This is a genomic window from Bordetella genomosp. 9 (assembly GCF_002119725.1).
Lineage (GTDB): Bacteria > Pseudomonadota > Gammaproteobacteria > Burkholderiales > Burkholderiaceae_B > Bordetella_C.
Genome location: NZ_CP021109.1, coordinates 382,767 through 398,299 on the forward strand (window position 1 = coordinate 382,767; position 15,533 = coordinate 398,299).

The 15,533-nt window shown below is 62.1% G+C and carries 11 protein-coding genes; 6 read left to right on the plus strand and 5 right to left on the minus strand.

Translation table 11 applies throughout. From position 1 onward, the window contains the following. The first annotated feature begins 139 nt into the window (after nt 1–139). The gene (locus CAL13_RS21425) at nt 140–289 is read left to right on the plus strand and encodes a PIN domain-containing protein (protein ID WP_332459895.1); all 150 of its coding nucleotides are present in this window, start codon (nt 140–142) and stop codon (nt 287–289) included. 237 nt (nt 290–526) lie between these two features. On the opposite strand, the gene CAL13_RS01795 is transcribed toward CAL13_RS21425, so the two are convergent. The 5 genes from CAL13_RS01795 to CAL13_RS01815 form a co-directional block, all read right to left on the minus strand. Further along, nucleotides 527–3,067, minus strand: a complete 2,541-nt coding sequence (locus CAL13_RS01795; protein WP_086071314.1) for an autotransporter family protein — start codon at nt 3,065–3,067, stop codon at nt 527–529. Nucleotides 3,068–3,118: 51 nt separating this feature from the next. Next, nucleotides 3,119–4,242 (minus strand): IS3 family transposase gene (locus CAL13_RS01800; protein ID WP_112189128.1). Its coding sequence is split into 2 segments (ribosomal slippage): nt 3,119–3,984 and nt 3,984–4,242, totalling 1,125 coding nucleotides; the frame shifts between segments, so codons are not numbered across the junction. 24 nt (nt 4,243–4,266) lie between these two features. Beyond that, the gene (locus tag CAL13_RS01805) at nt 4,267–4,683 is read right to left on the minus strand and encodes a hypothetical protein (RefSeq protein WP_086071315.1); all 417 of its coding nucleotides are present in this window, start codon (nt 4,681–4,683) and stop codon (nt 4,267–4,269) included. Nucleotides 4,684–4,928: 245 nt separating this feature from the next. Further along, entirely contained in the window at nt 4,929–7,442 is a 2,514-nt protein-coding gene (locus tag CAL13_RS01810; protein WP_086071316.1) for an ATP-binding protein, read from the minus strand. Further along, the gene (locus CAL13_RS01815) at nt 7,439–8,143 is read right to left on the minus strand and encodes a response regulator transcription factor (protein ID WP_086073468.1); all 705 of its coding nucleotides are present in this window, start codon (nt 8,141–8,143) and stop codon (nt 7,439–7,441) included. Before CAL13_RS01815 ends, CAL13_RS01810 begins: the two co-directional genes overlap by 4 nt. A 349-nt stretch (nt 8,144–8,492) precedes the next feature. On the opposite strand from CAL13_RS01815, the gene CAL13_RS01820 reads away from it, so the two are divergent. The 5 genes from CAL13_RS01820 to CAL13_RS01840 all read left to right on the plus strand — a co-directional run bounded on the left by CAL13_RS01820 (nt 8,493) and on the right by CAL13_RS01840 (nt 15,478). Further along, on the plus strand, nt 8,493–9,533 hold the full coding sequence (locus tag CAL13_RS01820) for a M23 family metallopeptidase (protein WP_157664775.1): 1,041 nt from the start codon (nt 8,493–8,495) through the stop codon (nt 9,531–9,533). Between the two features lie 47 nt (nt 9,534–9,580). After that, nucleotides 9,581–10,564: a glycosyltransferase family 2 protein gene (locus CAL13_RS01825; protein ID WP_157664776.1), complete on the plus strand. Its 984-nt coding sequence runs from the start codon at nt 9,581–9,583 to the stop codon at nt 10,562–10,564. Between the two features lie 270 nt (nt 10,565–10,834). Further along, nucleotides 10,835–12,091 carry a putative Na+/H+ antiporter gene (locus CAL13_RS01830; RefSeq protein ID WP_086071319.1) on the plus strand — a complete coding sequence of 419 codons (1,257 nt, stop codon included), beginning with the start codon at nt 10,835–10,837 and terminating at the stop codon, nt 12,089–12,091. A 135-nt stretch (nt 12,092–12,226) separates the two neighbouring features. After that, a complete protein-coding gene (gene gltS / locus CAL13_RS01835; protein WP_086071320.1) occupies nt 12,227–13,420 on the plus strand; it encodes a sodium/glutamate symporter in 1,194 nt (397 codons plus the stop codon). A gap of 618 nt (nt 13,421–14,038) precedes the next feature. Continuing rightward, complete coding sequence (locus CAL13_RS01840; protein WP_086071321.1) at nt 14,039–15,478, plus strand: glycosyl hydrolase family 18 protein; 1,440 nt, start codon at nt 14,039–14,041, stop codon at nt 15,476–15,478. The last annotated feature ends 55 nt before the right edge of the window (nt 15,479–15,533 follow it).

The following is a 15,533-nucleotide window of genomic DNA, read 5'->3' on the forward strand; positions in this document are numbered from 1 at the left end:
AATGCCCGCGCGAAGGCCGCCAATCTGGCGACGAACATGGATGCCGTGGTCCCTTCCACGGGTCACCGCCTTGTAGTCGTTGTCTGCGGTAGATGCAGGGCTACCGGGAGCGCGAGACCGCCCCTGGCGAGCCGTCGATATGACGGAGCATGGCGCGACGAGCGCCCTTGACTTGCTCATCGCCGCGCATGCCCTTGATATCGGTGCCGTGCTGGTGACGAACGACCAGGCATTCAGGCGTGTCCCCGGGCTCGTGGTAGAAGATTGGTCGACGCCCACCGGCAATTGAAGGCGACCACCTTTTTGAGCAGCACAGACGCGCCGGTCACAATCTGACGTTCATCCTCTCCAGCGCACCATCGCCGACGCCGCGCACACACAACCTTGCACGGACCTCCCCGTCGCGCTCTGAGCGTGTTTGCGGTGACCCGTCCCGAGAAACGGAAGTGGCATGGCGGCGTGCCGCCACGTCCCTGGGAGTTCGGGGGCCGCAAGACCCCCCGATGCCCGGCACGCCAACCCATCCCTACCAGCGCCAGCGCGCGCCCAGATTGCCGAAGATGGCGTCGCGTTGGTGACCGTCCAGATTGGTCGTATAGCCGACCGTCGCATACAGGCTGCTGTGCTTGCCAAGGTTGGCCGCCACGCCGGCGCCGATCTGCCCCGCCGTGCCGCGCACGCTGGTACCGAGCGTGGTCGCACCGCCATAGGTCGTGTCGTCGCTGCCGCCGAACGAACGCAGCAGATTCACGCGCAACCACGGCTGCCACTGCACGCCGCGCGTCTCGAAGGTCGTTTCCAGGCGGGCGCCGATGCGGCCGAGCCAGCCACTGGTTCCCTGGAACGATACGTTCGAGATGCCATCGTTCAGCGAATCGACCCACACACGCTGCCAGATCAGCTGCGCCTGCGGCTCCAGGATCCAGCGGCCCGACAACGCCAGCGGCACACCGGCCTCCAGCGAGGCGGCCAGCGCCTTGCCGTCGGTCTCGGCGCCGACGCCGCGGCGCGATCGCGGATCGATCGTCAGCTTGCTGCCTTGCACGACCGCATCGGTGTACCAGCCGCTCGGGCCGACATGGGTCCAGTAGCCGCCGATGCTGTAGGCGTCGACCGTGATGCGGCCGGCGTCGTAGTCGGGAAAGCCGAGCGCGTTGCCGCTGACATCGCCAGAGGCGCGGGCGTAACCGAAGTAGGCCCCATAGTGGTTGCGATGGCCCTGCGGCGTGCCGTCGGCGTAGAGGTCGTGCCCTACCTGCAGACCGACCAGATTACCGTCGAACGCAGGCCTGGCCTCGCCGCCTTGGCGCGCCTCGTGATGGCCGCCCCAGACGCGTCCCCATGCCGCCGCGACCCTGCCCTTTTCGGCGAGCAGCGATTGCCGTCCCTGCCGGTCGTGGAACGTGCCGAGCTGCTCGATACCCAGTTGCCGTGCCACGGCGGGCACCTGGGCATAGACCGGCACCTCCATCCGATACAGCGGGGTGGCGGGCGCGCCAGGCGGCGGCGCTGGCGGCAGAGCGGGGGTACCGGGCGCGGCCACCGGTTGCACGACGGGCGCCGGAGCGGGGGCGGGCCCGGGGCCTGGGCTGGGCGCGGGAGCCGGAGCCGGCGCCGGACCTGGTGCCGGTGTCGGTGTCGGGGGCGGCGCGGGAGCGGGAGCCGGCTGCGGCGGCAGGCTTGAGCGCAGGTACCAGTTCTCGCTGGTCCCGGCGTTGACCCCGCCTTTGAACAGATAGTAGGTATAGGCGCCCGCGCTCAGCGACCCGCCGGCCAGCGCGAAGCTGCCGGCAGCCGTGGTAGCGCCGTCGCTCGTCATCACGACCGGAATGCCGTCCCCCGTGGTCAGCCCGCCGGCACCGCCGACATTGGTCACGCCGATGGTCGTGGTGCCGCTCCCCGCGCCGCGCGCGATCGCCAGCGCATCGGAGGGCGAGCCGTCACCGCCGAGCGCGGTCTGCACCAGCAGTTGTCCGTTGTTGCCGGCGTAGTTGCCGGCGATGGTCAGGCGGTCGGCCGTGCTGTTGCCGCCGGAGGTCAGATCGATGAGGCCGGCATTGGTCACGTTGACCAGCCCGCCGCTGTTGGCGCTGGCGATCGTGCTGGCGCCGATGCCGCCGGCCGACAGCCGGCTGGTGGCGTCGATCGTCAGCGCGCCCGCGCTGGCGCTGCCGTCGCCGAGGGTCAGCGCGGGATCGATGGTCAGCGCGCTGGCATTGGTCAGCGCCAGCGTCTCGAAATTGCGCAGCCGGCCGGCGCCGGTCAGCACCGTGTTGTCCAGCGTCAGGCTGTCCTCGCCCAGGCCACCATCCATCGCATTGAGGTTGGCCAGATTGGCATCGCGCAGATTTCGCAGGATCGCGGTATCGGTGCCGGCGCCGAGCGATACCTGGCCGCCGATAGTGCCGCCCTCGTCCCAGGTGAACCGGTCGGTGCCGGTCCCGGTGAAATAGCCTTGCCCTATCGTTCCCCCGGTCACGGTGGCGACGTTGTTGCCGTTGCCGAAGTCGACCACGCCGCCGACGCTGCCGCCGGACATGATCAGCGTATCGTTGTTGCCCCAGGCGACGATATCCCGATCGACTGTGCCGCCGGACATCCGCATTACGTTATTGCCGATGTTCAGGTCGATCATGCCGATGCGGCCGCCTGTCATCGTGGCGAAGTCGCCGTTGGAAAACACGTCGACGATATGGCCGCCGGACATCGTGAAGTTGTCAAGCGCACCGCCCTGATCCAGCGAATCGATCTGGCCGCCCGACATCGTGAAGTTGTCGACCCCGTCGGCGGTACGAATGGCGCCGCGCACGGTGCCCCCGCGCATGTCGAAGTTGTCCGCCCCGTTGTTGGTCTGCACCGCCGTCCCGACGCCGGTGATATTGCCGGTATTGACGATCGACACGGAAACGTTCGGCGCCGCACCGGCGGTAGCGATGGCCGTGCCTGCCGTCGCAGTGATATCCCCGCTGTTGACGATGGTTGCCGCACCGCCCAACTCAATACCGCGGCTTGCACCGACGATGGTGCCGGCGTTGTCGATGCTGACGGGGCCGCCTGTCGTAACCACGGCGCGGCCAGGCTGGCTCGAGATGGTGGCGCCAGTGACCTGCCCCCGGTTTTAGTACGAAGCGCAGGTGGAGTCCGAGGTTAAAAACTCTTTCTGCTCATGCCCCTGTGCAAACTGCGCCGGGGTCAGATAGCCGAGCGAGCTGTGAGGCCGCTCGGTGTTGTACTCGATACGCCATTCCTCAATCAGCTGCCTGGCGTGGCGCATTGAGACGAACCAGTGCTCGTTCAGGCATTCATCGCGGAACCGCCCGTTGAAGCTCTCGATGTAGGCGTTCTCCACTGGCTTGCCGGGCCTGATGAACGACAGCGTGACGCCCGCTTCGTAGGCCCATGCGTCCAGCACCTTACCAGCGAACTCGGGACCATTGTCCACCGTGATGGAAGCTGGCAAGCCTCGCATCTCCTTCAGCCGTTCCAGCACTTGCTTGACCCGCAGGCCCGGCAATGAGGTGTCAACCTCGATGACCAGGCACTCGCGCGTGTAATCGTCGACCACGTTCAGGCATCGAAACCGCCGACCGTAGGCCAGCCCATCGGAAACGAAGTCCATCGACCAACTCTGGTTCGGGCCGGTTGGCAGCGACAGCGGCTTGCGTTCGACCGCCGCAATGCGCTTGCGTCGCCGCTTGCGCACACTCAGGCCCGCCTTGCTGTACAGGCGCCAGATGCGCTTGTGGTTGGCCAGCCAGCCCTCCCGTTGCAACAGCACGTGAATCCGGCGATAGCCATAGCGGCGCTTCTGCGCGGCGATGGCCATCATCCGACCCGTCAGCGCTTCATCGTCAACGCGGCGGCGCGATTCGTAGTGGAACAGCGAGCGCGAAATCCCTACCAGCCCGCAGGCCCGGGTGACCCCCATGGCGCGTTCGGTCATCAATACCTGGACCGCTTCGCGCTTGGCCTGCGGGCTTGCTACTTTCGGGACAGCAGGTCCTTCAGTGCCGCGTTGTCCAGCATCGATTCGGCCAGCAGGCGCTTGAGCTTGTTGTTCTCCTGCTCCAACTCCTTCAGCCGCTGCGCTTCGGAGACCGTCATCCCGCCGAACTTCGCCTTCCAGTTGTAGTAGGTCGCTTCCGAGATGCCGTGCTTGCGGCACAGCTCTGCTGGCTTCAGGCCGGCCTCGGCCTCCTTCAGCACGCCAATAATCTGTTCTTCGGTGAATCGCTTTTTCATGACCGCTCCTCTTCGGAACGGACTCTACATCGTCAGCGTACTAATCGCGGGGAGCAGGTCACCAGCGGCATTGGTCAACGTGGAATCGGCGCCTAGCGAGACACCGATGCTGGCGGCGCCCGTGCTGGAGATGCTGCCCTGATTGGTGACGCGGCTTTGCGCATTGACCGCGACTGCAGTGGTATCGCCCACCGCGATGCCGGCGCTCGGCAACACATTGACCGTGACGTCGGTACTGGCCGGTGCCGCGGCGAGGGGCGTGGTCGCCGGATTGGGTGCGCCGGTACCGCATGTCACCGTCTGTCCTGTGGCGGGATTGAAAATATCGCACGTGGCCAGCGCTGCTTCCGGCCGGGCGATCGACAGCAGACAAAGCACCGGGGTCAGGCTTTGCGGACGGCACAAAACCCGGATAGCGGCAGCGATCCGCCGTAGTTTCATCGCGTTCTCCTCAATTCTTTTCGTAGGCATTCGATCACATGCCGCGAAATTATTGGAGAAAAGCCTTCACGGCGTTCTTCTTTTTTTTGTAATCAGAGTTCAGCAAGACCATTGCCGCAATACCACGGATCACTGGCTGGCCCGGCCGTCAGAAAAGCCAATTACCCTCCCGAAGCCGCCGCGGCACTGTTACTGGATATGGCGCTTGATGGTAGCGTTCCACCTGCGGATACCCTACGGAGAAGTCAGCTTGGAAGGTTGGACGACGCGCGCTCCAACGTTCCGAGCAGTTCCTTGAGTCGCTCGGTGTCGGCCCGTGACGCGTCGCCGCGCGCGAGTCCGCGGGCCAGCGATTCGATCAGCTCCGCCGCATCCGCGATCTCGCCCATGGCAACCGTCAATGCCGCCCCTTTGATGCGGTGCGCCTGGCGTGCTGTCTCTCTCCAGTCGCTCTCGCGGATGCAATGACGCAGCATTCGGACATCGTCGCGCATGGTCTGCTGAAACAGCGCGTGCAGGCTATCGCCATCCCGCTGGAAGGGTTCCGGCGCAGGCATCTCGAACTCCTCGCCAAGGTCGAGATCGCACCACATCTCCATCATCTGGGCCAATTGCCGCATGCGCACGGGTTTACTGAGCACCCCGTCCATACCGCTCGCAAAGCATCGTTCCTGGTGTTCTGCGTCCGACAAGGCGGAGATGGCAATGATGGGCGTATGGCCGCCCTGCTTGGTCTCCTTGAGTCGAATACGTTCGGCCAGCGTGTAGCCATCCAAATCAGGCAGATTGCAATCGAGCAGGACCATGTCGAACTGCGTCGGGTCGAACAGCGCCAACGCTTCGCTCGCGCTCGCTGCCATCGTGGCGCGACAACCCAGCGTCTGCAACTGTCGCCCTATGCTGTCACGCACGGCCTCGTGGTCATCGACGACCAGAATCCGAGCTCGCTCAATCAATGAATCCGGGGCAAGCGAGTCGGCAACGGGATTGGTTGCCTCCTCTGCGGTTGTGAGATCGGCTTGCGATGCCGGCGCTGTGCCCTCCGTCAACCTTACGCGGTCGCAGACCTCGACAGGTACGGTCACGGTAAAGACAGTCTGCACATTGGGTTCGCTGCGTACGCCAATCGTACCGCCCATCAGGGTCACGAGTTCCTTGCAGATCGCAAGGCCGAGCCCGGTGCCGCCGAACCTGCGTGTCGTGCTCTGATCGGCTTGCTCAAATGGCTCGAAAACGCGGCGCAACTGGGCTGGCGTCATCCCGATACCTGTGTCGTGGACCTCGAGCGTGAGCGTCCCGCGCCGATTCATGGTCGCTGCCCGCTTGCCGGGCTGCAATTTGCCCGCCTGATAAATGACGCTGACAGTAATGGCGCCGCGCTCGGTGAATTTGATGGCATTGGATAGCAGGTTCAGCAAGACCTGGCGAAGACGCGTCGGGTCGATCTTGAGCTGCAGTTCCGGCGGGCATTTGAGCGCAAGAGTCAAATGCAGCCCCTTGTCTTCTGCTCTCCGGCGCAGCATATCGACCGACTGCGTTGCCCACGTCCAGATTGGCGTCGCAACCATCTCCGGGGTCACCTTGCCCGCCTCCAGCTTGGAGAACTGCAGTACGTCGTCGAGCAGCGACAGCAGCGCTTCCGACGCGGTGACGGCGCTCGTCGTCAGCTTGCTCTGCTCCGCATCGAGACGCGTTCGTCGCAGCAATTCGACTGACGACAATATGGTCTGCATTGGCGTGCGGATTTCGTGGCCCATCACCGCAAGGAACATGGCCTTGGCCCGCTCGCTACGATTCGCAGCCAGCTTGGCTCGCCAGGCGAATCCGGCAAGCAGCGCGATTGCCAACACGATGGCAGCAAGGGCGAGGGCATGCGGCGCATAGTATTGCAGCACCGCCCGCATCGTTGGTTCGCCATAATCCGCCCCTTCAATCCATCTGTCGACGATGACGTCGGTTTGCTTTGCCGTCAACGCATTGAGGGATTTATCGACAATGGAGGCGAGCAATGGCAGGTCCCGGCGAACTCCCATCGACAGCTGCACCGGCAGTTCCGCAAGCGTGCCCGATACATGCAACTGCCCGAAATACATACGCCGCATCGTGGGCAACAGCATCAAGTCGGTGCCAATTGCCGCGTCCGCCGTGCCGTCGAGCACCGCTGCCAGAACGGCCTCCGCACTGGCAAGAGGCAACACCTTGATCTCGGGATAACCAGTCCGTAAAGCGCTCTCAAATGCGCCACCGCCTTTTGTTGCTACCGTCTGGCCGGCCAAGCGGCGAGCGTCGAACACCACCGGACCTCGCTCTCGCGTTACGACGATCGTAGCGGCGACAAAGTATGGCGAGGTGACCAGGATCCGGTTGTCGAGATTTCGCGGTGAATGCTCATACGATACCGCGGGAAGAAGATCGACCTGATGCGCTTCTAGGGCCGCACGCGCCTTACCCCATGCCATGCCGGGCACCGGCTCGAACTTCAGGCCGGTCAGCCGAGATATCGCCTCCAGATAGCCGGCGGACAGTCCCTTGTGGACGCCATCGTCCATGTACTCCACGGGGCGAAAATTCGGGTCTACTGCCGTGCGTACGACCGGATTGGCTTTAATCCATGCCATTTCCTCCGGCGAAAACAGCGCCTGCGACTGGGCGGCGGACCGAGACGGCATCAGAGCCAGACAAAAGGAAAGAAAGACGGCCAGGATCAAGTAATGCGAGCATGATCCGGGATCTCTGGACGATGCGGCGACCAACGTCATATCTTCCCGATTTCCTGGCGCAGGCGCGCCAATTCCATATCGGAATGCACGCCCAGCTTCCTGAAAGCCGATTGCTTCTGCGTGCTTACCGTCTTGATGCTTCGCTGCAGTTTGGCGGCGATCTCCGAAACGGTCATGCCCTGCAAATAACAACGCAGGACTTCGTGTTCCTTCTTTGTGAGTTGCGGGAAATAAGCCTGCAACCGCTCACCTTCATCGGTGTCCCCGATTGGCTCGACGACTGGCTGAACTACCGCGGGCCGCTCCCCCGCCTCTGGGCTGGGATACGGTTTTCCGGCAGCCACGGTCCGGATCGCATTGGCCAGCTCGCTCAGATCCTTCCGCTTATCGTAAAAGCCCAAGGCCCCTACCCGGCGCGTCAACTGCACCGTCGCCTCGCCTGCATGCGACGAACCGATCAGCAGGCGGAATTGCGGGTAACGGGCATGCAGGCTCTGGATAAGACTCAATCCGTCGACCTCGTCTGGGCCAAGTTCATAGTCGAGCACGAGTACGGTGCGCGAAGGAAAGTTCTCCGCCGCCTGCTTGCGAAGCCAGTCGAGCAATGCCTTGCCGGAAGAAAAACTGCCCAGCAGGCGTATGTCGGGACAGCCTGCAAGCTGGTGTTCATAGCCACTTCGCACGACCGGGTGGTCATCGAGGATTACCACGCCGATCGCCGTTTCGGCAGACAGAGTCACGCCATGCCCCTTTGGCCGGCAGACGCCGGCACGCGAGATATTGAACAAATGCAAGCCTGCCGGATTTTAGGGCAATTCCTAAATGAACGGGATCTTCACGCCGGTGCGCCGGCTTGATTTGCGTCCAATCCGATCGGCATCCTCCCTTTCGGAGCGATCCGATGGCCCCGCATCCACGCGTTGCCTACGATTCCCGTGTCGGCTCGTTTGCGTTCTGACGAACGCCCCTCCTGGCGGCCGATAACGGGCCACCGCCTGACTCTCCCGTGGATCCAGCGCTTTGCGCCCATTCTTTGCTCCCCGGGCTGCCGCCGTCAGTACGGAATTCTTACGCAAGATGGAAAACCCCATGCGGAACAAGACAAACTCGCGCGTACTCGCCCGAATACGGGCCTGGCGCTCAGCAGCATGCATAGCCGTCCTGCTGACCGCCTTTGCTGGCGGCGCCGTCCTGCACCATGTGGGAAGCAAAGTCGGCGCCTCGGCCCCGGAGCTTTCGCCGCTATTGCCGGTGGAAGAACTTCCGGAATGGAGCGATGAATCGGTTCCCTTTGGGGAGGATGAGCGCCTGCATATCAAATCGGGGTTGATCACCGGTGGCATTGCCGCCAGCCTGGCTCGCGCCCGGGTGCCCCAGTCCGCCATCAATCAGGCGCTCGCGCTGGCGTCAACGCGTGCGCCGGACGGCGCCGAAATGCTTCGCTTCAAGATCGCCTATGCGGTACGCGAGTACGCCGTGGAAGAGGTGACCCCGCGGCTGGTGGCCCTGCAGATCGGCGACGGAGAAGCGTCCATTGCCGCCGTTCGCTACCCGCTGCGGGGCGATGGCGAGCCGACCTATTACGACTTCCATGGCAACCCTTGGGGACCCACCTCCTTTGCGTGGCCTGTGGCACGCTCGCGTGCGTCGTCGCCGTTCGGTGGTCGAATTCATCCGGTTCTTGGAGTTGCGAAGTTTCATCGCGGCGTCGACCTCGCCGCGCCGCAGGGCACGCCGGTAATGGCCAGCGCGCCGGGCACAGTGACGTTCGTCGGGAACGTACGCGGATACGGCAATCTTGTCGCTCTACGGCACGCCAACGGTCTGGAAAGCTACTACGCGCATTTGCATGCGATCGCGTCCACCGTAGGCGTCGGCACCCGCGTTGCGCAGCGCGACGTGATCGGGACTGTGGGTGCGACCGGCACAGCCACTGGACCGCACCTTCATTTCGAGATCCGGCAGCATGGTAGACCGCTCGACCCGATCACCCTGATGCCCTCCCGCCCGAGGAGCGATCCAGACTTCTCCCGCGATCTGCGCAAAGTGCGCGCACATTTCGCTCCGGAAGGCGTCGCGATGCACCGATTCGTGCGGCTCTACTCGCAGGACACTTCACGCCGCATTTAGGACTGATCCGATTGCCGCTGATAACAGCTGTTATGGAGAATGGATCCATGCCAATCGCGAGTATCCTGATTCCCGCTGTCAAGCCCACTTATCTCGAACGTGCTATCCGTAGCGCATTGTTGCAATCGCTGCGCGATATCGAGATTCTGGTTGGCGACGATACGCCGGACGGCTCCTTGGCTCATGTGGTCGAACGATTTCATGATTCCAGGCTTCGCTACTTCCATCACGGCCATCAGAACGCGAAGCAGAACGCGGCGGCGCTGTGGCGCCGGGCCAATTCACCTTACGTCAAGTGGTTGCACGACGACGACGTCCTGTTGCCGCTATCGGTTGAGGTCCTCGTGGAAGCACTGCGGGCGCACCCGGATTCCAGGCTTGCATTCCATGGTCGCGTGTTTATCGACGATACGGGCGCGGTTTGCTGGTGCCCCGGCTCACCCATTGCCGACGGCGACACGGTGGCGATCACCAGGGCCGAACTGAGCCGCAGCCTCGTCGGGCGGCTGTACAACTGGGTGGGCGAACTGAGCAATGTCATGTTGACGCGGGACCGCGACGAAGCGGCGTACTTGTTCGATTACCGCGGCTGGCCAATTGATTGCCTTCAGGACGTCGCGATGTACCTGAATGCGGCTGAGGATGCGCCCATCATTGGGGTTGGAGGCGTCTATGGCGCCTACCGCCAGCACGACGGCCAGATGTCGAACTACGCGAGCCCGTATTTTCCGGCAATTCTTTACGAATGGGAGTTGATGGTCCGCGGCGAAGCGGCATCGAAGGGACTTTCGCGCAAGCGGCTGGTGGAAGCGAAGGAGCGCCTCATTGCGCATTATCGATTGCATGCCCGACTTTATCCCGAAATTGCACCATTGATGCACGGTGCAGACGAGATTGATCGCCTGCCAGCAGCGCAGCTGCTCCAAAGTACACGCTTTGCCGAGAACCTCCTGAGCGCTCGGACAGCAATCCAGGCCCGTATCGCGCAAGCCTGCGGCCGCGATAGCAATCTCTCCCGCCAATACGCCTGACGGTGCGATGCGCTTTAGGACGGATCCGATGGCACATGTAACGTGCCTCATGGACAATGAATTCCGGGAACTGCAAAACGGTTCCTGCTTGTCGCCTTAAGTCCCGCTTCAGGCGCCTCCCCGCACGCCCAGCGATCCTGGGCGTTCTTTTTGTGCGTGAACACATGCGGCACATCGCCAAGCCTGTTCCGCGTCCACACCTTCTGGCCATCGAGCCGGACAACCGCCACGCGGTGCACCGGTCTGCGCCCCGGAAAAGGAGGTTTTCACATGAATCAAGCAGTCGGCTTCATTGGTGCCGCCATTTTCGCGCTGGCACTGTTGCACACCGTTTTTGCGCACCGTGTCGATGCGCTCGGGACTCGATACCCCCGCCACGCGGGCCTATTTCACTTGCTCGGCGAGGTGGAGGTCGTCTTCGCGGTGTGGGCTCTGATCCTGGCGATTGCCATGACTGCCCTCATTGGACCGGCACCAACGATTGCCTACCTTGAATCCCGGCAGTTTGTTGAGCCCTTGTTCGTCTTCGCCATCATGGTCATTGCGGCGAGCCGCCCTATTCTCGACGGTGTCTCCGGGCTGGTGTTTGCATTGGCCCGCCTGCTGCCAGTGCGCAGGGAAACCGCTGTGGTCTGGCTTTCGCTCACCGCGATTCCGCTGCTTGGTTCGTTCATCACCGAGCCCGCCGCGATGACGCTCGCCGCAATGATCCTGCGCGACCGTCTGTTCACCACGGACGTCGGCGCGCGATGGAAGTACCTGGCGCTCGGCGTGCTGTTCGTCAACATCTCGATCGGGGGCACGCTGACCGCTTATGCAGCCCCTCCCGTGCTGATGGTTGCCGCCGCCTGGGGCTGGGACTCCTGGTTCATGCTGACTCAGTTTGGATGGAAGGCTGCGATCGCGGTGATGATCAATGCCACGGCACTGTCCTGGTTGATCGGCCCCAGGTTGTCGACTGCTCGCCGTGAAACGTCCGCCGGCGCGGCCGATCGGGTTCCCTTTGCCGTTACGCTGATTCACCTCGGCTTCCTGTGCCTTGTCGTCGCCACCGCGCACCATCCCGCGGTCTTTCTAAGCCTGCTGCTGTTCTTCCTTGGCTTCGTGCACGCCTATCGGCGATATCAGTCCCCGCTGATTCTGAAGGAAAGCCTGCTGGTAACCGTATTCCTTGGGGGACTGGTGGTTCTTGGCGGTCTGCAGCAATGGTGGCTACAGCCGCTCGTGGCGTCGATGAATTCCCTTGGGCTGTATGCGGGCGCGCTTGGACTGACCGCCGTCATGGACAACGCTGCCATTACGTATCTCGGGTCACTGATCGTGGGCATCGAAGATCCGGCCAAATACATGCTCGTGGCGGGCGCGGTGGCGGGGGGAGGTCTGACCGTCATCGCGAATGCCCCCAACCCCGCAGGCGTGGCCATCGTCCGCGCAGGCTTCGACAACGGTGCGGTCCGCCTCGGTCAACTGCTGCTGGCGGCCCTGCCGCCCACGGCTGTTGCCACCGGTGCTTTCCTGGCGTTGTAACCGGCTCGGCGTTATTGACGGCATATTTTTCTTCAATCTGCATAAAGAGTAATTGAATGGCGGCATTGCCGCCATTTCAGTATTTTCCACACGTCACTACGTCTCCCTCATCAGCACTGGAACTTAAGGACATTGATGTTACAACTTGATATCTATGAAACTTTGGTGGCAGCCGCACTGGTTTTGTTGGCCGGTCGGTTGCTGGTGGCGAAGCTGTCGTTCCTGAGGGCATTCAACATTCCGGAGCCGGTCGCCGGCGGGCTGGTGATCGCTGCGATTTTGGCAATCGCGCGGGCGGGCGCCGACGTCAGCGTGCAGTTCGATACCAGCATGCAGACTCCATTCATGTTGGCGTTCTTCGCCACCCTCGGTCTGAGCGCGGACCTGAACAATCTGCGCAAGGGCGGCAAGGTGATCTTTGTCTTTCTGGCAGTTGTAGTCGGACTGCTGGTACTGCAGAACGTCATCGGCGTCGGCATCGCCACAGCGCTGGGACTGAACCCGTACATCGGCATTCTGGCGGGCTCGGTCACCCTGTCCGGTGGGCACGGTACCGGCGTCGCATGGGGCGAAACGTTCCAGAACCAGTATCACGTCGCGTTGGCCCCTGAGCTTGCCATCGCCTGCGCCACCTTTGGCCTCGTGCTGGGCGGACTGATCGGCGGCCCAGTAGCCCGGCATCTGCTGCGCAAGGTCACCGTTCCGAGCACTGACAAGACCGACAGTGAGCCGATGCATTTCGAGCACCCGCAGGCGGTGCGGCTGATTACCGCGCCGTCGCTGGTGGAAACGCTAGCTCTGATTCTGGTCTGCCTCAGCGCTGGGCACGCGCTCTCCGCGACGTTCTCGACCACCGCACTGGCGCTTCCCACCTTCGTCTGGACCCTGTTTGTCGGCGTCCTGCTGCGCAATGTCCTTGCAGCTCTGAAGTACGACGTATTCGATCGCGCGCTCGCGGTACTCGGCAATGTCAGCCTGTCGATGTTCCTTGCGATGGCCCTGATGAGCCTGCGGCTTTGGGAACTGTCGTCGCTCGCCTTGCCAGTGCTATTGATCCTGGTTGCGCAGACGGTCGCGATGGCAGCGTTCGCGGTCTTCGTGACGTTCCGCGTGATGGGCCGGAACTACGACGCAGCGGTGCTCGCGGCGGGCCATTGCGGCTTTGGACTCGGAGCGACACCGACCGCGATTGCCAATATGCAAGCGGTCACCGACCGCTTCGGCCCTTCTCATTTGGCATTTCTAATCGTGCCAATGGTCGGTGCGTTCTTTATCGATATCGCCAATGCCGTAGTCATCAAGCTATTCCTCAGCCTGTCACTCACCTGAGTGGGTGAGGTTCTCCGACAGACTGGCGGCCCAGTCCCTTCCGGCTGCGGAGTTGGCCTGCCGTGTCATGCCAAGAATATGTTCGGCGGATCCACTGCTCAACTCTGATCAAGATTTTTTTCAATAGCGGCGACACGATGCCATTTCTTAGAATGGCACCGTGTCGCTGTCGCGCTTGATGCGCGCCATGGGCATGCCGGTCGGCGCCTCGCCGATTGGCGGCAAATGGTTCATGACCACCCCATGAAGAATGCGATACAAAGATCCCTCGACTTCGGTCGTTCTTCGACGGGATCGCCGCGCCTATATGGCGCGCTTTTTTTAATACGAGTTTCCGTAGGTCAGATTTTTGACAAATAAAATCAGACCTATAAATCTTTCAATAGCCACGGCCAGTTTATCAAGCATACAATCGCCGTGCAGAATTCGGCTTGTGATCGGCTGCTTATGTCGACGCATCATCGTTAAATAGAGCGGCATTTTTCCTTTTGCAATCACTCCGATTCCAGGGAACTCGTTCGTCCGCCGATATCGCCCAATATGCGAATCTACCGGTCCGGCCGATCCGTTCCCGGCATTACCGACGTAGAGCCTTTCTCTCAAACCTAGGAGAAGTGAATGCTTGATCCACGGGTCATCCAACAATACAAGAACTCGATCCGCGACGCGGCGTCGCCAATGCCAGATATCTCTGGAAAGACCATTCTGGTTGGCTTCTGGCACAACTGGCCAGCGCAACCGGGGCAAGGGTATCAGCAGGGTCGTTTTGCCGAGATGGCTCTGACGGATATCCCTCCTCAGTACAACGTCGTGGCCGTTGCCTTTATGAAAGGCAGCGGAATTCCAACGTTCAGGCCATACAACGTCACCGACAGCGAGTTCCGACGTCAGATCGGAATCCTGAACTCGCAGGACCGCGCGGTTCTGATTTCCCTCGGAGGCGCAGACGCTCACATCGAGTTGCATTCAGGCCAAGAAGAGGCGCTGGCCTACAAGATCATCGAGTTGGTGGAGACTTACGGGTTCGATGGCTTGGATATCGATCTCGAGCAGCAGGCGATTGCGGCTGCAGAAAATCGCACGGTAATCCCCGCGGCGCTTCGGATGGTCCGGGAACACTACGCCAAGGAAGGAAAGCACTTCATCATCAGCATGGCGCCGGAGTTCCCCCATCTAAGAATCACTAAGGATTACGTACCCTATATCAAGGCGCTGGAGGACCTCTACGACTTCATCGCCCCACAGTATTACAACCAGGGCGGCGACGGCGTGTGGGTCGACCACTTGAACAAGTTTGTCACTCAAGAGAACGATGCACTGAAGGAAGAATTCCTTTACCACCTCACAGACTGCCTGATCCATGGCACGCAGGACTTCACGCCGATCCCGGCGAATCGGCTGGCCATTGGACTTCCGTCGAACGTCGATGCCGCAGGTAACGGCTATGTCATTGACCCACAGCATGTTGTCAATGCATTGACCCGACTAAAGAATGCGGGCAACCCCATCAGGGGCTTGATGACATGGTCGGTCAACTGGGACAACGGTCAGAACAGATCCGGGACGCCATACAACTGGGAATTCGTCACCAGGTACGGTTTTGTATCCAGCGGTGAGGATGGAGGCGGCGAACGGCCCAGCGCGCCTGCCAATCTCACGTCGCCCGCTCACTCCGAAACCGGTATCGATCTGCGCTGGGACCCGTCCACGGGCGAATATCCCATTCAGTTCTATTCGGTCTATCGCGACGGGCGGATCATCGGTCGGTCTCAGACCACCCGATACGCCGATGAGGGGCTGTCTCCCGGGTCTGAGTACCGCTACTTCGTGACCGCCACCGATAGCAAGGGCAATGTATCGCCGAACAGCGCCACCCTGACCACATCGACATTACCCGGAGCAGCGCCACAGTGGCGCGAGGACCAGTGGTACGACCGCGGCGCCATCGTCGCGTTCGCGGGTAGCCAGTACACCTGCGTCCAGGAACATACGTCGAACCAGTATTGGAAGCCGTCGCTGGCAACGATGCTGTGGCAGAAACTGGCACGCGGCCGGTAAGGGGCCACGGTGGGCCCTGACTTCGCAATGCAACTCTCCATCCTTTTGAAAGCCG